General features: G+C 49.0%; 18 protein-coding genes. 7 read left to right on the forward strand and 11 right to left on the reverse strand.

The window, feature by feature from the left end; translation table 11 throughout:
* Positions 1-181 precede the first annotated feature (181 nt).
* Positions 182-805 carry an OmpA family protein gene (locus AC6R03_RS12085; protein WP_500631338.1) on the reverse strand — a complete coding sequence of 208 codons (624 nt, stop codon included), beginning with the start codon at positions 803-805 and terminating at the stop codon, positions 182-184.
* 274 nt (positions 806-1,079) lie between these two features.
* Here AC6R03_RS12085 and AC6R03_RS12090 point away from each other — a divergent pair, with 274 nt between their 5' ends.
* Both AC6R03_RS12090 and bamJ read left to right on the forward strand, forming a co-directional pair.
* Positions 1,080-1,700, forward strand: a complete 621-nt coding sequence (locus AC6R03_RS12090; protein ID WP_500628310.1) for a thiol:disulfide interchange protein DsbA/DsbL — start codon at positions 1,080-1,082, stop codon at positions 1,698-1,700.
* Between the two features lie 18 nt (positions 1,701-1,718).
* Positions 1,719-2,192 (forward strand): BamJ family beta-barrel-assembly machinery protein, encoded by a 474-nt coding sequence (gene bamJ, locus AC6R03_RS12095; RefSeq protein WP_500631339.1) that lies wholly within the window; start codon positions 1,719-1,721, stop codon positions 2,190-2,192.
* Positions 2,193-2,277: 85 nt separating this feature from the next.
* On the opposite strand, the gene AC6R03_RS12100 is transcribed toward bamJ, so the two are convergent.
* From AC6R03_RS12100 to nrdD, 4 genes are all read right to left on the reverse strand, one after another.
* The gene (locus AC6R03_RS12100) at positions 2,278-2,958 is read right to left on the reverse strand and encodes a putative ATP-dependent zinc protease (protein ID WP_500631340.1); all 681 of its coding nucleotides are present in this window, start codon (positions 2,956-2,958) and stop codon (positions 2,278-2,280) included.
* Between the two features lie 73 nt (positions 2,959-3,031).
* On the reverse strand, positions 3,032-4,213 hold the full coding sequence (locus AC6R03_RS12105) for an amino acid aminotransferase (RefSeq protein ID WP_500631341.1): 1,182 nt from the start codon (positions 4,211-4,213) through the stop codon (positions 3,032-3,034).
* Positions 4,214-4,363: 150 nt separating this feature from the next.
* Complete coding sequence (gene nrdG, locus AC6R03_RS12110) at positions 4,364-4,834, reverse strand: anaerobic ribonucleoside-triphosphate reductase-activating protein (protein WP_500631342.1); 471 nt, start codon at positions 4,832-4,834, stop codon at positions 4,364-4,366.
* Between the two features lie 101 nt (positions 4,835-4,935).
* The gene (nrdD, locus tag AC6R03_RS12115) at positions 4,936-7,056 is read right to left on the reverse strand and encodes an anaerobic ribonucleoside-triphosphate reductase (protein ID WP_500631343.1); all 2,121 of its coding nucleotides are present in this window, start codon (positions 7,054-7,056) and stop codon (positions 4,936-4,938) included.
* 297 nt (positions 7,057-7,353) lie between these two features.
* Here nrdD and AC6R03_RS12120 point away from each other — a divergent pair, with 297 nt between their 5' ends.
* On the forward strand, positions 7,354-8,256 hold the full coding sequence (locus tag AC6R03_RS12120; RefSeq protein WP_500631344.1) for an endonuclease/exonuclease/phosphatase family protein: 903 nt from the start codon (positions 7,354-7,356) through the stop codon (positions 8,254-8,256).
* Positions 8,257-8,287: 31 nt separating this feature from the next.
* Here AC6R03_RS12120 and AC6R03_RS12125 read toward each other — a convergent pair whose 3' ends face one another.
* Genes AC6R03_RS12125 through AC6R03_RS12145 form a run of 5 tightly spaced genes read right to left on the reverse strand, consistent with a single transcriptional unit; the run spans position 8,288 to position 13,804 of the window.
* Positions 8,288-11,443: an efflux RND transporter permease subunit gene (locus AC6R03_RS12125; protein ID WP_500631345.1), complete on the reverse strand. Its 3,156-nt coding sequence runs from the start codon at positions 11,441-11,443 to the stop codon at positions 8,288-8,290.
* Positions 11,444-11,461: 18 nt separating this feature from the next.
* On the reverse strand, positions 11,462-12,508 hold the full coding sequence (locus tag AC6R03_RS12130) for an efflux RND transporter periplasmic adaptor subunit (protein WP_500631346.1): 1,047 nt from the start codon (positions 12,506-12,508) through the stop codon (positions 11,462-11,464).
* Positions 12,509-12,552: 44 nt separating this feature from the next.
* Positions 12,553-13,011, reverse strand: a complete 459-nt coding sequence (locus AC6R03_RS12135; RefSeq protein WP_487902882.1) for a DUF6691 family protein — start codon at positions 13,009-13,011, stop codon at positions 12,553-12,555.
* Positions 13,012-13,026: 15 nt separating this feature from the next.
* A complete protein-coding gene (locus AC6R03_RS12140; protein ID WP_500631955.1) occupies positions 13,027-13,446 on the reverse strand; it encodes a YeeE/YedE family protein in 420 nt (139 codons plus the stop codon).
* A gap of 46 nt (positions 13,447-13,492) precedes the next feature.
* The gene (locus AC6R03_RS12145) at positions 13,493-13,804 is read right to left on the reverse strand and encodes a metalloregulator ArsR/SmtB family transcription factor (RefSeq protein ID WP_500631956.1); all 312 of its coding nucleotides are present in this window, start codon (positions 13,802-13,804) and stop codon (positions 13,493-13,495) included.
* A 184-nt stretch (positions 13,805-13,988) separates the two neighbouring features.
* Between AC6R03_RS12145 and AC6R03_RS12150 the strand changes: the two genes are divergently transcribed.
* Positions 13,989-14,174: a YgaP family membrane protein gene (locus AC6R03_RS12150; protein WP_500631957.1), complete on the forward strand. Its 186-nt coding sequence runs from the start codon at positions 13,989-13,991 to the stop codon at positions 14,172-14,174.
* Between the two features lie 12 nt (positions 14,175-14,186).
* Positions 14,187-15,890 carry an FAD-dependent oxidoreductase gene (locus tag AC6R03_RS12155; protein WP_500631958.1) on the forward strand — a complete coding sequence of 568 codons (1,704 nt, stop codon included), beginning with the start codon at positions 14,187-14,189 and terminating at the stop codon, positions 15,888-15,890.
* A gap of 217 nt (positions 15,891-16,107) precedes the next feature.
* Here AC6R03_RS12155 and AC6R03_RS12160 read toward each other — a convergent pair whose 3' ends face one another.
* Positions 16,108-17,013 carry a LysR substrate-binding domain-containing protein gene (locus tag AC6R03_RS12160; RefSeq protein WP_500631959.1) on the reverse strand — a complete coding sequence of 302 codons (906 nt, stop codon included), beginning with the start codon at positions 17,011-17,013 and terminating at the stop codon, positions 16,108-16,110.
* A gap of 108 nt (positions 17,014-17,121) precedes the next feature.
* On the opposite strand from AC6R03_RS12160, the gene dkgB reads away from it, so the two are divergent.
* Positions 17,122-17,919, forward strand: a complete 798-nt coding sequence (dkgB, locus tag AC6R03_RS12165) for a 2,5-didehydrogluconate reductase DkgB (protein ID WP_500631960.1) — start codon at positions 17,122-17,124, stop codon at positions 17,917-17,919.
* A 159-nt stretch (positions 17,920-18,078) separates the two neighbouring features.
* On the forward strand, positions 18,079-18,603 hold the full coding sequence (locus AC6R03_RS12170) for a hypothetical protein (RefSeq protein ID WP_500631961.1): 525 nt from the start codon (positions 18,079-18,081) through the stop codon (positions 18,601-18,603).
* The last annotated feature ends 3 nt before the right edge of the window (positions 18,604-18,606 follow it).

Genomic DNA, 18,606 nt, shown 5'->3' on the forward strand with positions numbered 1-18,606 from the left:
CAAATGAGCGTTCGAACACAAAATGTTAGAAAGTTATCGCCAGATTGTTGCTGAAATCGCGGAGAGCAAGCCACAATTGCAACTCAGAGGCCTAAGAAGAACTTTCGAACGAACAAAAAGCCTGACAAACGTCAGGCTCATGGTTGGTCAGTGTGAGATAACGTATGGTGGCTATCACCCGCTAGTTATTCGAAACGATAAAGAGGACTTCCACGCGTCGATTGCAGGCTTTGCCAGACGGGGTGTTATTACTACAGGCTGGCACATGTTCTCCATAGCCGCGCGTGAAAATAGAGTTCATGGATACGTTGTTGCGCGCCAGTTGCGCTTTTACGGCTTGTGCTCGCTTGACAGAGAGTTGATCATTGAAAGAGGCATTGCCTGTACTATCGGCGTGCCCGTCAATCACGATGTCGATGTCGGGCTGTTTCGATAAGTAACGCCCCACCATATCGACCCAATATAAAGAATCCGGTGATAAGTTCGATGAGCCAGTGCGGAACTTGATCGTATCTTTAAGTTTGACCATCACATGATTCCCCGGAAGAATTTCGTAATCGACACCATTGCTGACTAAAAAGCTCTGTAAGTCCCCATAGCTTTGAGTGCGCTGTTGCCCCATCGGGCCTTGTACACCAGCGTTTGATGATAACATCGGCGGATTACCCCAGTCTGGATAACGCAATTCAGAGTCGCTTTGCGGAGCGGTATCCAACATATCTCCGCCTAGTCGAGCAAACTCCTTGGGAATAGAGGCACTGCATCCAGACAGGAGTAACAGTAGAGGCAAAATGTATTTTGTCATGGTCGTCATCACTCGTTACTTCTCAACACTCTCTTTATATCGACCATTTTGCACGAACTTTAGCGCTTCTCTCGTGACCAAACGCATATTTCTTACCACCCTACAGACTTTAAGGGTGGTCGCGACTCCACCTACTTAGCTTGTGAATCAAGGCTTATCGATAGTAGAATCGAAACTCATTCCACGCTCAGCGCGAATTCAACGATAAACCAATGAGTTAAATCGAGTTGGTGTCACGTTGAACGATAAGCCTGCGCATACAGAGATAGTCATAATGAACAAACTCCTTACTCTGACACTCGTCATACTGACATTTGGCTTAGCCGGATGCAGTGAGTCAACCGAACCCACCGAAGGCAAACACTACGAACCACTCCCCGTTAACCTCTCCACCTTCCGAGTGGAGCCCGTTATTGAAGTGTTCTCTCTACATTGTAGTCACTGTCGTAAAATGGAAGAGGCGCTACCTGAACTTGAACAATTGGTCGGCCAGTCGTTTGGCAAGGTGCACGTCACGTTCAATGAAAGCGCACAAGTGGGTGCGATGATTTACTACTCCGCGCAAATGCAACTTGGTCATACACCGGATCACGCAATGATGACGGAACTGTTTGCCGCTGCGCAAATGGGGGATGGCGCATCGTTAGATGACAAGAAACAAGCGATTGATGCGGCGTTTGAAACTCGCAACTTAACCAGCCCTTACAATCTCGATAATGATCAGCAAAGTCAGCTGTTTAAAAAGATCGAACGCGCGCATGAGATGACCACTCAAGGGCAGATCAATGCGGTGCCAATGTTCATCGTCAAAGGCAAGTATCGCATCCTTACCTCTGCCCACAGCGATATTGCCGACATTGCCAATACGATCCAATTCTTACTTGCTCAACCTTAACTCTGTCAGGACGTTACTATGTCTAAAATTATCATTCCTATCGTTATCGTGGTTCTCGCGGTGTTTTTTGTCTATCGTACTTGGACGAATAGCAAAGCGGCCGAAGCTAATCTTGCTGCTGGCGAGGCATTTTTGGCTGAGAATGGCCAAAAAGAAGGCGTTATCACCACCGACAGTGGTCTTCAATACCAAGTACTCACCAAAGGTGACGGGACGGTATTCCCTACCGTGGCAAGCACAGTAAAAGTGCACTACCACGGTAGTTTGATTGACGGCACGGTCTTCGACAGCTCTGTCGACCGTGGAGAGCCTATCAGCTTTAAACTTGGTCAAGTGATCAAAGGGTGGCAAGAAGGACTGACTTACATGAACGTCGGTGACAAAGTAAGACTGTTTATTCCAAGCGCATTGGCGTACGGAAAAAGCGGCACTGGCCCTATCCCACCCGCAGCGACACTCATTTTTGACGTTGAATTGCTGGCCATTGACTAAGGCAAGGTCATCTAACCGAGTCTCTTGTGATAATCCATAAAAAAAGCCGCTAAGCGGCTTTTTTTCAGCTGACAAACATAGCGTTTTACTTGTGTTTGTCTTGAATAAACGTACGGCTGACATCGACAACGGCAATGTCTTTAAAGAAGCTACGACCAAGAAGTATTGGGTAGGTCAAGTGCGTTCTGTCGGCTAATGTGAACTCTGTTTTTTCCTTCACATCACCGATTTGAATCCAGCCCTCAACCACTGCGCGCTTTTCAGACTCTTCAGAAGTTGATTGGCGAATTTTCACCCAGCGCTGAACAGGCAAAGCAATTTCTCTGCTTTTTACACCCTCGTGTTCAATTTTGAACTTGACCCAATCCTTTCCGTCACGCTCAAACGGCAACACCTCTACCGCACTGATTGATGACGTTGTCGCCCCAGTATCGATACGCGCTTTAAAGCTCGCTTCTAGTCCGGGCACATACACCCACTCTTGTTCACCAAGCATCAACTTACCATCCGCCGTTTTCTTCGGCGATTCTGTCGGCTTAGGTGCCACTGGTTTTTCCGGTTTAGGCTCAGGTTTGACCTCAGGCTCTTGTGGTGCAGTCGGCTCTGGCTCCGAGGTGTCTGGTGACGTCACCTCTGGCGTTGTCACTTCCGGCTCCTGCGTTTGTGGCGTTTGCTCAGGCTCAACCACTGATTCACCCGTCGTTGAACACGCCACCAATCCACCACTCAATAGTAACTGCAGGACGATTTTCCATGTTTTATTCATTGGACCACCTAATCTTGTCAACATGGCCGCTCATCTTGAGCGGCACTCGCGAGTTTTCAATACGCAGATGTCTTTACGCGACACGAACGATAGCGTTGGCAACGTATGGGATGTCTTTTTCCGTCAAGCCGGCAATGTTAATTCGACCATCGCCTACGCCATAAATGCCATATTCTTCACGAAGTTGCGTCATTTGCTCTTGGCTAAAGCCTAGCACAGTGAACATGCCTTTGTGGCTCTGAATAAAGTCGAATTGTGATGTTCCGTGGCTATTTTTCAGTTCATCACACAATGCTTTGCGTAGGCTAACCAAACGTTGTTGCATCTGTGACAGCTCTTGTTTCCAGACTTGGGTCAGCGCGTCACTGCCCAAAATGGTTTTCACTAGCGCCGCGCCATGATCAGGCGGCATGGTGTAAGTGGAACGCGCGAGGGTCATCAACTTGCCTTTGGCGTTGTCCGCTTCCTGCTTAGTGTTTGCAACCACAATCGCCGCTCCCGTGCGCTCACGGTATAGGCCAAAGTTTTTCGAGCATGACGTGGTGATCAACATCTCTTCCACGTTGTCTGCCATGTAGCGAAGACCTTTCGCGTCTTCCTCTAACCCATCGCCAAAACCTTGATAAGCGATATCGACAAACGGGGTAAAACCATTTTTCTGCGACAGCTGGGTGATGGCCTGCCATGCGTCAAAATCGATGTCAGCACCCGTTGGGTTATGGCAACAGCCGTGCAATAACACGACGTCATCTTTTCCAGCGGTGCGCAGATCCGCCATCATCGCATCAACGTCGACTTGCTTAGTGTCACGGCTAAAATAGCGGTAGTGACGTACTTTCAGCCCCGCCGCTTCCATCACAGGTTTGTGGTTCACATAACTTGGATTAGAAATCCATATTGTTGTATTTGGCTGCGCCACCTTCATCAAGTCACCCAGCATACGCAGAGCACCGCTAGCACCTGGGGTTTGAATAGCAGACACGCGATCCATTGCCGATGTGCCCGTCAACAGCAGATCAATCATCGACTGGTTAAACTGCTCACAGCCCGCAAGGCCAACGTAAGATTTGGTGGTTTGCGTCGCGACGACAATATCTTGGGCTTGTTTAATGGCTTGCATTACAGGGGTTTCACCTGCGCTGTTTTTATAAACGCCAATGCCAAGGTCTACTTTTTCATCACGAGGATCGTTGCGGTACGTAACAGAGAGAGAAAGAATCGGATCCAGCATAGGTGCTGGTAATTGAGAAAACATGAAAGTCACAACCCTTTGAAATTCAAGATGGCTGACAACTTATCATTTAATCCTACTTTCTAGAAACTATTTTGTGAGCGATAGTTCAATTTCATCGATTGCTTTTGTAAATTTTCACATACAGTTAACAATGAGCCCTACCCCAAGGTATTACTGCAATTTGAACGTGTGGATGATTTGATTCGCGCTACCCCGCCATTCAAGATTAAGATCGCGCTGCTCTTGAATGTATTTGCCATCGATTAAGGTATCAATGTACTGCGTCACTTCACGCTGCGCATCATCAAGCTCTGCTAGGGAATACCCCGTCCAGACCCAGATGTCTTTTCCCGGGCACTCGGCGCGTACGCGTTTGACCAACTTAAGGATTTGCGGCACGTTAGCAGGGTGGAGCGGATCCCCACCGGACAGCGATAACCCTCGGCGCTTGATACGTGGATCGTTAAGATCAGCGATGATTCTATCTTCCGCTTCTTGAGTGAACAACACTCCTGAGTCCAAACGCTGAGTAGACTGATTGTAGCAGCCTCGACACTGATGCACGCAACCTGAGACAAACAAGGTGCATCGCGTGCCAGGGCCATTGACCACATCGACGGGGTAATATTGGTGATAATTCATCGCTCTTTCCAAAACAAAAGCCGCTAACTAAACACGAAACAAAACAGAGGACAAAAGAAGCCAGTCAAACTGGCTTCTTATCAGCTTGTCTAGGTGGCCACTTACAGGTGCTTAACGCGTCGTTTTACTTCTTCTTGCTTGCCGAAGTTGAAAGGTCTGGCGTCTGGGCTACCAAGATAACCACACACGCGGCGCGTCACTGATACTTTGGTCGAGTCGTGGTTGCCACAGCTTGGGCAGGTAAAGCCTTTGCTGGTACAGTCGAACTCCCCGTTGTAGCCACACTCATAACACTCGTCAATCGGCGTGTTGGTGCCGTAGTAAGGCACGCGGCTGTAGCTGTAATCCCAGACGTTTTCGAGCGCTTCGACGTTGCGCTGCATATTCGGGAACTCACCGTAGCAGATGAATCCACCGCTTGAGATCTCAGGGTATGGCATTTCAAAATCAATTTTATCGTACGGGTTAACCTTTTTCTCCACATCAAGGTGGAAGCTGTTGGTGTAGTAGCCTTTGTCCGTCACCCCTTCAATCACACCGTACTCTTTGGTATCGATTCGGCAGAAACGGCTGCACAAGTTTTCACTTGGTGTGCCGTATAAGCTGTAACCGTAGCCAGACTCTTGTGTCCACTGATTCACTGCTTGTTTAAGATGCTTAATGATGTTAAGCGCTTTTTCACGCAGTTCACTGTTATCGTACACATGGGTTTGATGGCCAAAGAGCGCATTCACTGTCTCGTGGATACCAATGTAACCAAGTGAAATCGAGGCACGACCGTTTTTGAAGATGTTCGCAATTGGCTCATCGGCACCTAGTCGGATGCCACATGCCCCTTCCATATAGAGGATAGGTGCGACGCGCGCTTTGACATTCTCTAAACGTGAGATGCGTGTTTCCAACGCACGGCGTGCCAGTTTCAGCTTGGCATCCAGCAGTTGGTAGAATTTGCTCTCATCGCCGCCCGCTTGAATAGCGATGCGTGGCAAGTTGAGGCTCACAACCCCCAAGTTATTGCGCCCTTCATGAATCAGCTCGCCATTTTCTTCATAGGTGCCCAAGAAGCTACGGCAACCCATCGGCGTTTTAAATGACCCAGTCACTTCGACGACTTTTTCGTAATTCAAGATGTCGGGATACATACGCTTCGATGCACATTCCAACGCCAATTGCTTGATGTCGTAGTTCGGATCGCCCGCTTTGTGGTTTAAGCCATCTTTAATACCAAATACCAATTTTGGGAACACTGCTGTTTTGCGGTTTTTACCCAATCCGGCAATACGATTTTTCAAGATGGATTGTTGGATAAGGCGTGAGCCCCAACTGGTGCCTAAACCAAAACCAAAGGTGACAAACGGTGTTTGCCCATTGGCGGTGTGCAGGGTGTTCACTTCATATTCCAACGATTGGAAAGCGTCATAACACTCTTTTTCAGTGCGCGCACGCGCAAACGCCTCAGGATCATGAATATCCCACTCTTTGGCGATCTCTAGGTGCTTGTCATAACTCGTCATCACGTACGGTTCGAGCACCTCATCAATACGGTTGATGGTGGTGCCGCCGTAGATATGGCTAGCAACCTGCGCGATGATTTGCGCCGTAACTGCGGTCGCCGTCGAGATCGATTTCGGTGTATCAATCTCTGCGTTACCCATTTTAAAACCGTGGGTCAGCATGCCTTGCAGGTCAATTAGCATGCAGTTGAACATTGGGAAGAACGGCGCGTAATCTAAATCGTGGTAGTGAATGTCGCCCGATTCATGAGCTTGAACAACATCACGGGGTAAAATGTGGGTTTTCGCGTAGTGCTTCGCAACAATGCCTGCCAAAAGATCGCGCTGAGTTGGGATCACCTTGCCATCTTTGTTGGCGTTTTCGTTGATGAGATCAACATTGCTCTCTTCAATCAGACCTTCAATTTCACGCGTCAGTGCACTTTGTTTTTCACGCGCGATGTCACGGTCATGGCGGTACTCAATGTAAGCACGCGCGAGTGACTTATACGGCCCCTGCATCAACTCGTTTTCAACTAGGGTTTGGATTTCATGGATGTGGACTTCATCGTGATCGCATAATTGCAGCTCGATCGCTAACGCGACATTGAGTGCGTAGATGGCAATTTCTTTATCAACGGTATCGGCGGCGGCTTCCACTGCGGCTTGTATACGATCTCGGCTAAATGGCGCTCTTGAGCCATCCCGTTTGATTACGATTGGTTTCACCTTTTCTCCTTACCCAGCATACTCACAGAGTTATCCACAAACACACTATATAGGGTTAATTTCTATTCGATCAATACTATATATTGTGGCGTATTTAACGAGATAGGCACCATGAAAGTATTGATTTTGATCAATAAAAAACGCCCCTAGCGTAAGATCAAAGCGTTCTAGTGGCACCGATCAAAATTAGGAAGGAAACGATGAAAACATTCAGATTTGAGATAAATTCGCTTGCAATTTTCAGAGCACTTATAGGATAAAGGATGAGTCAAATTCATGGATAGGGTGACGCTAACAATGCGCGATTGGACCGCCTCTTTTCTCTCACTCAGAGCTTACGTGCTACTTGTCGCCTTGGTTGGTTCCATCGGCTCAAGTCATGCTCTGACGTTAGCCAGTTGGAATATTGAGTGGCTTAGCTCTGACCCTAGCGATCGCTTTGAAGCGTCACTGCGTTCTGCGCAAGATTTCGACGCTTTAGGTCGTTATTTTGCCCAAATCGATCCCGACGTGCTCGCCTTTCAAGAGGTCAATGATGAACAAGCGCTGCGCAGCGTTGTGGGTTCGGGCTATCAAATCTGGTTGTCGGATCGCTCGTTAGAGCGCCATCAAGACGCCCAGTTTGGTGCGATTAACCAATATACAGGGTTTGCGGTGAGAGCGGGTATAGAGGTCGTTCAACGTGACGACATCATACTGGTGGACCAAGCTCGCAGCCGACTGCGCTTTGCCGCTTATCTGGTGCTTAACCCGCAAGGCCATCAACCCCTGCACCTTCTTTCGGTGCATTTAAAAGCCGGTTGCAGCGGCGCGTATCGTGATAATCGAGATTGTCGCCTTCTTTACACTCAAGGTGAGAGCTTAAACGCGTGGATCAGTGAACGTGAAGCAAACCAAGAGGCTTACCTCATCATGGGCGACTTTAACCATAATCTAGCGTTTAAAGGCGACTGGCTTTGGCGCACCTTGACAGAGGGCACCAAAGCGCAATTGGCGAGCGATCGTACCGCAGCGCAATGCGTCGTGCGCTCTAACAAACAAGCGAATAAAACCCATAAGTTTCGCAGCCTAATTGACCATGTCATCGCCAGCCCATCGCTTACTCTGGCCATGCCTTATCAAGTCACCTATAAAACGAGTGACCTCTTCCAATATCGTCTTAGCGATCATTGTCCGATGGTCACTCGCATTATCGACTAATTTTGGTTATCCCCTTGGCTTTAAATAGTCGTTAGCGAGCAAAGCGATGTTTCATCGCAACGTAGTACAGCACGGGGATCACCAACAACGTTAAGATGGTAGAAACGAAGATCCCGAAAATCAAACTAATGGCGAGACCATTAAAAATCGGGTCATCGAGAATGAACACCGCGCCAATCATCGCAGCCAGTGCGGTTAACATGATGGGTTTAGCGCGAACCGCCGCCGATTGAATCACCGCTTCTGCAAACTCAACGCCCTCTTCGACCTGTTGATTAATAAAGTCCACCAAGAGTATCGAATTACGTACGATGATGCCTGCTAGCGCAATCATGCCAATCATAGAGGTCGCGGTAAATTGCGCGCCGAGCAATGCATGACCTGGCATCACACCGATGATGGTCAGTGGAATCGGCGCCATAATGATCAGCGGTACCAAATAGGATTTAAACTGCGCCACTACCAATAAGTAGATCAGAATCATACCAACACCATAAGCAATGCCCATATCGCGGAAGGTTTCGTAGGTAATGGTCCACTCGCCATCCCAACGCACTGACACGCCATTAAGTCCATCAGGTTGCGCGACGTAGTATTGCTCTAGGGTCATCGCCTCATCCAACTTACCGACTAAGTCGAACATGCCGTACAGCGGGCTATCCAACTCGCCAGCCATATCGGCGACCACCATCACCATAGGCACCATGTTTTTTCGTACTATATAGGCTTCCATTGGCAACACGTTGACGCTCACGAGATCCGAGAGCGGAAACGCTTGACCATTTTGGCTGCCGACCTTCATGTTCAGCACTTGCTCTAAGCGCACTTTAGCCTCTTCACTGGCTTGAATCATAATGGGCACTGGGTATTTACTGTGCTCGCTGTGCAGATAAGTCACAGGCTTGCCACCCACCGCCGTTGCCAGCGCATCGACTATCGACGCATACGGCACTTGATAATGCGCGGCCTTACTTCGATCAATCGCCACCTGCCATTTTTGGTGATGTTCGGGCAGATACATGTCAACATCAACGATGTCCTCTGTCTCACGGAAAATTGCTCGTATCTGCTGTGCGGCTTGATGACGCATGGCATCGGTTGGCGCGTAGACTTCTGCCAATATCGGTGACCAAACCGGTGGCCCCGGCGGCACTTCAACCACTTTAACTTTGCCCCCAAAGCGCGATGCAATCTCATTGAGCACTGGGCGCACCTCACCAGCAATGGTGTGGCTATCTCGGTCACGATCTTTCCTATCCACCAAATTCACTTGAATATCGCCTTGATTCGGTTGATTGCGCATAAAGTAGTGACGAACCAAGCCATTAAAGTTGATAGGCGCCGCCGTACCCGCATAGATTTGATAGCCAGTGACTTCAGGCACCTCATCGAGCGCTTGTCCAAGTTCAAACAGTACGCGCTGCGTCCGCTCTAGCGGCTCACCCTCTGGCATATCCAGCACTACTTGAAACTCGGATTTGTTGTCAAAAGGCAGCATCTTCAACACCACCGATTGCACCACTGGCAGCAGTACCGAACCAGCAATCAGCGCCAATATCGCCAACAATAACAACCAACGATTGCGACGCTGTGCTCTGGCGGTGACAAAAGGGGCCATAATGCGATGAAACAGTGATGAGCTCGCACCGGTAGCGTCTTCGTGATGGGCGTGTTTGAGTAGATGATGCGCTAGCCAAGGTGAGAGCACAAAGGCGACCGCCAGTGAAATCAACATCCCCATAGACGCATTGATTGGAATTGGGCTCATGTATGGCCCCATCAATCCGCTCACAAACGCCATCGGCAGCAATGCCGCGATCACGGTTAAGGTTGCTAAGATGGTCGGTCCACCGACTTCATCGACGGCGACGGGGATCAATTCATCGAGTGATTTTTTGCCCATCGACATATGGCGGTGAATGTTTTCCACCACCACAATCGCGTCATCGACCAAAATACCGATTGAGAATATCAGGGCGAACAATGACACGCGATTGAGGGTAAATCCCCAAGCCCAAGACGCAAACAACGTGATCATCAAGGTCACCACAATGGCGATTCCGACCACGATAGCTTCACGCCAACCCATGGTCAGCAAGACCAGAATCACCACCGCCGCCGTGGCGAACGCCAGTTTGCCAATCAACGTATTGCTTTTGTCCGCCGCGGTTTTACCGTAGTCACGTGTTATTTCAACCTTAATGCCTTCGGGAATCAGTTGATTCTTAAGTGCGTCTAAACGCGCTTCAACGGCTTTCGCGACGTTGACTGCATTCTCACCGCTTTTTTTTGCCACCGCGAGCGTGACTGCGGGATGCAAGCCCTCTTTTGAGCTCGTCCACACCTGCTGCGTCGGCGTGTTAGTGCCTAAGCTAACCGTAGCAATATCTTCTAAATAGACGGGGGTTTGGTTATACAACCCGACCACTAGCTGTTTCACCTCTTCAACGCGTGAAAGAAATTGGCCGACTTGAACTGGAAACTGTTGATTTTCATGGGTCAAGCTCAGCATGGGTGAGCTTTGATTCGCGGCGGGCAAATGCTGATTGAGCTGATCCAAGGTGATATTAAAACTGTTCATCTTTACAGGATCTAAACGCACGTCAACAATGGTCTCGTGACTGCCGACTGTATAGATGTCTCGTGTCCCTTCAATGCGTTTAAGCTCAGTTTCTAAGCCGTGTGCTACCTGAGTTAACTGCTGCTGATCGAGCTTCGCCGATGGGCTGGATAAGGTGATACTGACGATCGGCACATCCTCAATCCCTTTGGGTTTAATGACGGGCTCACCGACACCCACGCCCTGCGGCATCCAGTCTTTATTGGAATAGAGTTTATTATAAATGCGCACGACAGCGTCGTTACGGCTAACGCCAACATCAAAGATCGCGACGATCATCGCGCCATCGGGCTGCGAGAAGGAGTAGATTTTATCAATACCCTGAATTTCAGAAATGATCTGTTCTGCGGGTGTGGTGACTAGGCTCTCCACTTCTGCGGGCGTTGCGCCGGGGAAGGGAATATACACATCCGCGAAGGTGACATCGATTTGCGGCTCTTCTTCTTTGGGAGTGATGATAACCGCAAACAGGCCCATCAATAAGCCCACCAACGCCAACAATGGCGTCATGGCTGAGTTTTGAAATGCTGAGGCAATACGGCCTGAGATCCCTAGCTTATGTTCCATGCGACTTTCCCCCTGCCTTTATTGCTGCTGGCTTAATGTTGGCAGGGTCGCGTAGATCGCGTCTCCCTCTTCCAACCCAGACAGCACCTCAACGTACTCGCCCACTTGTTGACCTAAACGCACTGGGTTAAGCACCGGTCCGTTTTTACTTTGACGGTAAACCGCACTTAACTCGCCTCGGCGTATTACCGCCTCATTGGGAATCATTTGTATGACGCGTTCACCGAAGCGAAACTCAGTTTTCACCCACATTCCCGGCACCAAGGCGCTCGCATTAGCAGGCAAATCTTTGCTGTCGGGTAAATCCAAACGAATTTTGAAGGTGTGAGACGTGGTGTCGGCATAGCTGAACAAGTTATAGGAGGTGGGCGCGACGCGCTCGCCATTGGGTGCCATCACATCAAATTGAGAGACATCCTTAACAAGTGGTTGATAGAGCTGAGGAATTTGCGTTTCAACGCGCAGTCGATCTAAAGAGAAGCCACTAAGTAGTGGCGACCCTGGCGCAACGGTTTCACCCAGTTCGACATGACGCGCTGTGACCACGCCGTCATAAGGCGCTTGAATACTGGTGTAGCCAAGGGACTCTTTTGCCTGAGCGACACTTGCTTGCGCCGCTTTCACTGACGCCGCAGTGCTGCGCGCACGCGCTTCTGCGCTGTCCATTTGATCTTGAGAAATCGCCCCTTTCGGGAAGAGTTGACGATACCGGGCAACCTGAGCTTGCGCCTCACGATTAAGCGCAATCGCACTAGCCAGTTGTGCATTGGCGGCATCGAGCGAGGCCGATTGTTGCACCGCGCTGATTTCAAGCAACACTTGCCCTTGTTTAACGACATCATTGACATCAACGTGCAGGCTCACAACTCGCCCAGACGTCTGAGCGGCGACGGTTCCTTGATTGACGGGTTGAATCACGCCATCTAAATGGACACTCTGCGCCATCGGAGCGCGTGTGACCGTGTACAAGGTGTCATTCTGGTTAGCCATGCTCACATAAGAAAAGCCCATCAGGCTCACGGCCAGTGCAGACGTGACTACAGAGAGTTGAAATGTCCTTTTCATGATCGCCGCTCCTTTTTTTGAGGGGTTATGTATCAGTGTAAAACTTAAGCAAGTTGAGACTGTGACTTGCGGCTGTTTTTAAAACAAATCATTAGGTTAGTGGCCCCTAGACCAACCATCATGCTGGCAAAAAAGATCCACACGCCCACGTTACCTAAACCAAGACTGGCCATTGCAGGTCCTGGGCAAACGCCGGCTAGCCCCCAACCCACGCCAAACAGCGCAGCGCCGCTTAACAATCGACCATCAATCTGCTTACTTTTTGCTAGGCAAAAGGTCTGTGCCGCGAGCGGCTTTTTCTTGGGTTTAATCAACAAAAAATAGCTCGGCATAAACACCAACAAGGCGCCGCCCATCACAAACATCAAACTTGGATCCCACTGACCCGCGATGTCCAAAAAGCCCAGAACTTTGTTTGGGTCTGCCATACCCGACACCACCATGCCCATGCCAAATAACACGCCTGCCAACAGTGACGTTAAACGAAAAACAACTTTATTCATGAGAAGATCCTAGGGTTATACAAGGTGGAATCGAACAAATACCGTCAGCGCTGCCACGCCCATAAAGACGCCAGTCGCGACCATTGAACGCTTAGACAAACGGCCAAGGCCACAAATACCGTGCCCACTGGTGCAACCGTTGCCAAGGCGTGTACCCACTCCAACAAGCAAACCGGCGAGCGCCAATCCTGTCGCACTGGTTGAATAGACCGTCACCACATCGTCAACAAACAGCAAGGCTGCAAGAATACCGCCCGAGACCATGCCCACCGCGAAAAGCAATCGCCAAGAAAAATCGTTCGATTTCGGCGTAAGTAGCCCCGTCATGATGCCGCTAATGCCCGCGATTTTTCCGTTAATCAGCAACAAAATCGTGGCTGAAACCCCAAGTAACATGCCTCCTGCTAACGATTCCCAAGGAACTGTGAACGCCATATTTACCTCTAAATGTTGTATATATTAATGTTGGGTTTACCCAGTGTTATCGAGCGCAAAAAATCGTCTCTAAACTCTGAATAAGTTGAATCACTCGCGCATCTGCCAAGGAGTAGAACACCTGTTGGGACTCTTTACGCGCCTGTATTAACCCGTGCTTACGCAGCACAGTAAGATGTTGAGAGAAGGCGGATTGACTCAGTGCCGACCCTTCTTGCAACGCCCCAACGCCGACTTCGCCTTGCGTCAATTGACATAAGACCATCAAACGCTCTGGGTGAGCCATGACCTTGAGTAGCTCAGAAGCCTCAACCGCATTTTGTTGCATTTGGCTTAGATTCAATGTTTGTTCACTCATGACACACCTATTATTTTGCAATGGAATGCTCTCTAACGAATGGCTTGATAATAAACTCAAACCTAATTTAGTCAATACTAATTTAGTATTTTAGCAATTAGACAAATAAACATTAGACTTTTCTAATTTAGAGTTCTATAGTACGAGGGTTTCATCACGGAAATGATTCGAAGGGAGAACGATCATGACGTTAGAAAATGCTATTCGTGTACTGGCAGGCAGTATGGTTCTGCTATCGGTGGTACTGACCTTCACCGTCAGTAACCACTTTGTTTGGCTAACTGTGTTTGTTGGCGTTAACTTGATTCAAAGCGCGTTTACAGGTTTGTGCCCTGCCGCTTTCTTTTTGAAAAAACTTGGTTTTCACTAATCGGAGTCACCCATGACTAAAATTGTTATCGTAGGCGGTGTTGCAGGTGGTGCATCTGCGGCTGCTCGTGCTCGTCGCCTTAGCGAGGATGCTCAAATCATCATGTTTGAACGTGGTGAGTTTGTTTCGTTTGCCAACTGCGGCTTGCCTTACCACATCGGCGGCGACATTACCGACCGCAGTAAGCTCCTGTTACAAACTCCGGAGAGCTTCCTTGCACGATTTAACGTCGATGTCCGCGTGATGAATGAAGTGGTGCGCATTAATCGCGAAGACAAATCCATCACGGTAAAAAATCTGCTTGATGGCACTGAATACCAAGAGTCTTATGACTTTCTTCTATTAAGCCCTGGCGCAGGTCCAGTTGTGCCACCGATCCCTGGTATCAAGAATCCGCTGACGCATTCACTGCGCAACATTCCAGACATGGATCGCATCATCAAAACGATTCAGATGAACAAACCGGACCACGCCACTGTCGTGGGCGGCGGGTTTATTGGCCTTGAAATGATGGAAGCCTTCCACCAGCTCGGCATCAAAACCACCCTCATAGAAATGGCCGATCAAGTGATGACGCCCGTCGATCGTGAAATGGCAGGCTTAGCGCACGCGGAAATTCGCCAGCGCGGCATCGATCTCAAATTGGGTGTTGCGTTAAGCGCCGTCGAATATGTACCCAATGATCACATGGCAAGTATCGCTTCGGGTGAGGATGTCGAACATCAACACATCGAAGGTGAGTTGAAACTGTCACTTAACAATGGCGAAACGCTCACCACTGACATTCTTATCATGGCTATTGGTGTGCGCCCTGAAACCAAGCTCGCTCAGGAAGCGGGTCTACAGATTGGTACCCTTGGCGGCATTTACACCAATGAAGCGATGCAAACCAGCGATCCTAGCATCTACGCCGTCGGTGATGCGGTCGAAGAGAAAGACTTCGTGACCGGTGAGCAGACATTGGTCCCCCTTGCAGGACCTGCCAACCGTCAAGGCCGCATGGCGGCAGACAATATGCTTGGCCGCAGTGAACAGTACCAAGGTACACAGGGCACTGCGATCTGTAAGATTTTTGATCTTGCCGTCGCCTCTACCGGTAAGAATGAGAAGCAGCTAAAACGCGCAGGCATCGCCTATGAAAAAGTGTATGTTCACACCGCGAGCCATGCGAGCTACTACCCGGGCGCGGAAATTGTGTCGTTTAAAATGCTGTTTGACCCAACCTCTGGCAAGATTTTGGGCGCACAAGCGGTCGGTAAAGATGGCGTCGATAAACGCATTGACGTGATGGCGGTAGCTCAGCGCGCAGGTATGACTGTCGATCAGTTGCAGCACCTTGAATTAACTTACGCTCCACCGTACGGCTCGGCAAAAGACGTCATCAACCAAGCCGCGTTTGTTGCCAACAACCTAATCAAAGGCGACAGCAAAGCGATTCACTTTGATGAAATCGACAACCTCACAGAGGACCAAGTCTTGCTTGACGTGCGTAACCCAGGTGAGTTGGAATCAGTCGGTTACATCGATGGTGCGATTAACATCCCTGTCGACCAGTTGCGTCACCGCATGAACGAGCTACCTAAAGACAAAGAGATCGTTATCTACTGTCAAGTAGGGTTACGCGGTAACGTGGCCTACCGTCAATTGGTCAGCAACGGCTTTAAGGCGCGCAACCTACTCGGTGGTTACCGCACCTACAAGTTCGCTACGGCCTAAGTTTTTATTCCACCACGTCAACACTGTCTTGGGGAGCGAATGGCTCCCCTTTTTTGTTTCGTTACCTACACAAGCCACCATATCGTGTCGCCACCGTCCGAGCAAAAACAGGCACACCGTACCTAGTAAGATAGCACTGATCATCCATTGCTCTCGGTTCATTCCTAGTTCCAGCATTATTTGTCCTTGTGATTGATGGTGCGAGTAGGCATCGGCATTACAAAAAACGTCCCTCTTGCACTGTCACTTCTTTCTTGACGAAATCAATAAAAGAACTGATGCGTCGTGACGTAGCAGAGTTACGGTAATAGACAGCGTGAATGGGCTGACGAATGTCTTGTGAAGCATCTGTAAGCAATTCAATGAGAGCGCCACTCTGCCTATCTTGATAAGTCATGAAGTCTGACAAGCAAGCAATCCCAGCACCGTGCAGTGCTAAGGCACGAATCGTTTCCCCGTTGTCCGAACGTAGATTACTCGTGATCTTGATTAGCTTGTTACTGTCATCAAGCAATGGCCAATCTTTTAGCGACTCCGGGCGGCTAAAGCCCAGCAATTTGTGCGACAGCAGATCTTGAACACAGTTAGGTTTGCCTTGTGCTTCAATATACGCAGGACTGGCAAGAATGCGTATACGGCTATGGCCAATAAACGTGGCTCTGAGCGTTGAATCTCTTAGTTCTCCGATGCGAAACGCAATGTCGGTCTTTTTGCCGACCAGATCGATGTTCTCTTCATTGGAATTTAACTCAATCTCCACATCAGGATACGTTTGCTGATAGCGAGCAATTAGTGGCGTCAGCACATGCAAACAAAAAGGGGTCGCGGCATTGATTCTCAACAATCCTGATGGTTGTGTTTTTTGGCTGGTCAGCTGCGCTTCCGCCGCTTCTACCTCATCCAAGATTTGCCGAACTTTGGCGAGGTAGACCGTCCCTTCACTCGTCACATCTAGCTTTCGCGTTGTACGATTAAGCAGCGTCGTGTCGAGTTTCGTTTCTAACCGCGATACGGTGCGACTGACAGCAGAGACCGTCACCGACAATACTTGTGCAGCATCGCTGATCGAACCCACATCCACTACAGTCACAAACGTCTTCATCTCATCGAGGGTCGCTTTCATTGTTTACTAATTATCAAATTAGATTTTCTTTTTGTTAACTATACCGCAAGAAATAGACACCGTACATTGGTCAGCACACAAACCCTTCCTTTAAAAATAGGAGTTCATATGGCAGTTCCCACTTTCGGTGTCGGCACATTTCGTCTGACAGGAGACACAGTAAAACAATCGGTCAAACACGCGCTCGACTTAGGCTATCGCGCCATTGATACAGCGCAAATCTATGGCAATGAAGCGGACATTGGAGAGGTGATCGCGGCAAGTCATCTGCCTCGTGAATCGCTATTTATTACCACCAAGATTTGGGTGGATAACATGAGCGAGGCATCACTTATTGCTAGCCTTCGAGAGAGCCTTAAGAAACTCAACACGGATTACGTCGACCTCACTCTGATTCATTGGCCGGGGACAGACAAGAATATCGAGGAGTACATGAAGGCGCTGATGGAAGCAAAGACGCTTGGTCTGACAAAACAGATTGGCGTGTCGAACTTCAATATCGACCTACTTCAGCAAGCGATTGATATCGTCGGTGTCGATAACATTGCCACTAACCAAATTGAACTGAGCCCTTATTTGCAAAACAACAAACTGGTTGAATTCATGCAACACCAAGGGATTCAGGTGACGTCATACATGACGCTCGCCTACGGCAAAGTGCTTCACGATGAGGTCATCAAACAGATCGCGGTTGAGTGCAACGCAACCCCAGCACAAGTTACACTCGCTTGGGCGCTAAACAAAGGCTACGCTGTGATCCCTTCATCGACCAAGCGCGATAACTTAGCCAGCAACCTTGAGGCGCAAAAGCTAACACTGAGTGATGATAATATGGCACGCATCGACGCATTAGAAAGAAATGGGCGTGAAGTCGACCCAGATGGGTTAGCACCCATCTGGGATTAGTCGGGTAATAGCGTCGGAGATCTGTTTTCTCTAAAACGCCGTCCTCACACAAACCATTACACGCATTGGGTTTGCACCATCAAACCCTTTGCTTTTCAACGCTATTGATATATAAACTAATGCATTGTTTTACCACGTTATCCTTGCCTTTCCTTTTTTATGTTACTCACCCTTGTTATTTTGTTGGCTATCGTCCTTACCGCGCTGCTGGCGCACTACTATCACTCCGAATCTGTACGTAGAAAAAGTCGCCAAGACGCAAAGCAGACGCTATTGCTGCGCTCCAAACGCATTAAACAGACATTCAAAGGCCACATAGAACGCTTTTGTGCCCTTGATGCCCTAACTCCAGAAACAGAAATGGCCGTGCTCCGTTTAGCCAACCTGTTTTTCGTTTTTCAACCGGTCAACAGCCACACGGTTGAGCAATACCAAGAGACGTTAAACAACTTGGTCAAGACGATTGATGAGCGAATTGATGCGGCCCAAGAGACATCACTGGACATGCTGAGTGCTGATCTTGAGCGATTTGCCGCTTCACTGCCTAAAGCGAACAGTGCTTATACTGCAAGCTTCTATCGTAATGACTTACCTGCGATGATTTATCACCTCAGCAATCAGACGACCACTTCCGTGAGTGATGAGGCCGCCATGAAACCTGCACCAGAAATGGTCACCGAGTAAGGT

Source organism: Vibrio sp. R10-SG-ISO4, assembly GCF_059834135.1.

What these genes read in the sequence shown, in the direction of transcription:
- nrdG (WP_500631342.1), bottom strand. Translation starts at nt 4,834, where the DNA reads ATGAATTATCACCAATATTACCCCGTCGATGTGGTCAATGGCCCTGGC.
- AC6R03_RS12145 (WP_500631956.1), bottom strand. Translation starts at nt 13,804, where the DNA reads ATGAGTGAACAAACATTGAATCTAAGCCAAATGCAACAAAATGCGGTT.
- dkgB (WP_500631960.1), top strand. Translation starts at nt 17,122, where the DNA reads ATGGCAGTTCCCACTTTCGGTGTCGGCACATTTCGTCTGACAGGAGAC.
- AC6R03_RS12160 (WP_500631959.1), bottom strand. Translation starts at nt 17,013, where the DNA reads ATGAAAGCGACCCTCGATGAGATGAAGACGTTTGTGACTGTAGTGGAT.
- AC6R03_RS12170 (WP_500631961.1), top strand. Translation starts at nt 18,079, where the DNA reads ATGTTACTCACCCTTGTTATTTTGTTGGCTATCGTCCTTACCGCGCTG.
- AC6R03_RS12140 (WP_500631955.1), bottom strand. Translation starts at nt 13,446, where the DNA reads ATGGCGTTCACAGTTCCTTGGGAATCGTTAGCAGGAGGCATGTTACTT.
- AC6R03_RS12155 (WP_500631958.1), top strand. Translation starts at nt 14,187, where the DNA reads ATGACTAAAATTGTTATCGTAGGCGGTGTTGCAGGTGGTGCATCTGCG.
- AC6R03_RS12125 (WP_500631345.1), bottom strand. Translation starts at nt 11,443, where the DNA reads ATGGAACATAAGCTAGGGATCTCAGGCCGTATTGCCTCAGCATTTCAA.
- AC6R03_RS12085 (WP_500631338.1), bottom strand. Translation starts at nt 805, where the DNA reads ATGACAAAATACATTTTGCCTCTACTGTTACTCCTGTCTGGATGCAGT.
- AC6R03_RS12135 (WP_487902882.1), bottom strand. Translation starts at nt 13,011, where the DNA reads ATGAATAAAGTTGTTTTTCGTTTAACGTCACTGTTGGCAGGCGTGTTA.
- bamJ (WP_500631339.1), top strand. Translation starts at nt 1,719, where the DNA reads ATGTCTAAAATTATCATTCCTATCGTTATCGTGGTTCTCGCGGTGTTT.
- AC6R03_RS12150 (WP_500631957.1), top strand. Translation starts at nt 13,989, where the DNA reads ATGACGTTAGAAAATGCTATTCGTGTACTGGCAGGCAGTATGGTTCTG.
- AC6R03_RS12130 (WP_500631346.1), bottom strand. Translation starts at nt 12,508, where the DNA reads ATGAAAAGGACATTTCAACTCTCTGTAGTCACGTCTGCACTGGCCGTG.
- AC6R03_RS12090 (WP_500628310.1), top strand. Translation starts at nt 1,080, where the DNA reads ATGAACAAACTCCTTACTCTGACACTCGTCATACTGACATTTGGCTTA.
- AC6R03_RS12100 (WP_500631340.1), bottom strand. Translation starts at nt 2,958, where the DNA reads ATGAATAAAACATGGAAAATCGTCCTGCAGTTACTATTGAGTGGTGGA.
- AC6R03_RS12120 (WP_500631344.1), top strand. Translation starts at nt 7,354, where the DNA reads ATGCGCGATTGGACCGCCTCTTTTCTCTCACTCAGAGCTTACGTGCTA.
- AC6R03_RS12105 (WP_500631341.1), bottom strand. Translation starts at nt 4,213, where the DNA reads ATGTTTTCTCAATTACCAGCACCTATGCTGGATCCGATTCTTTCTCTC.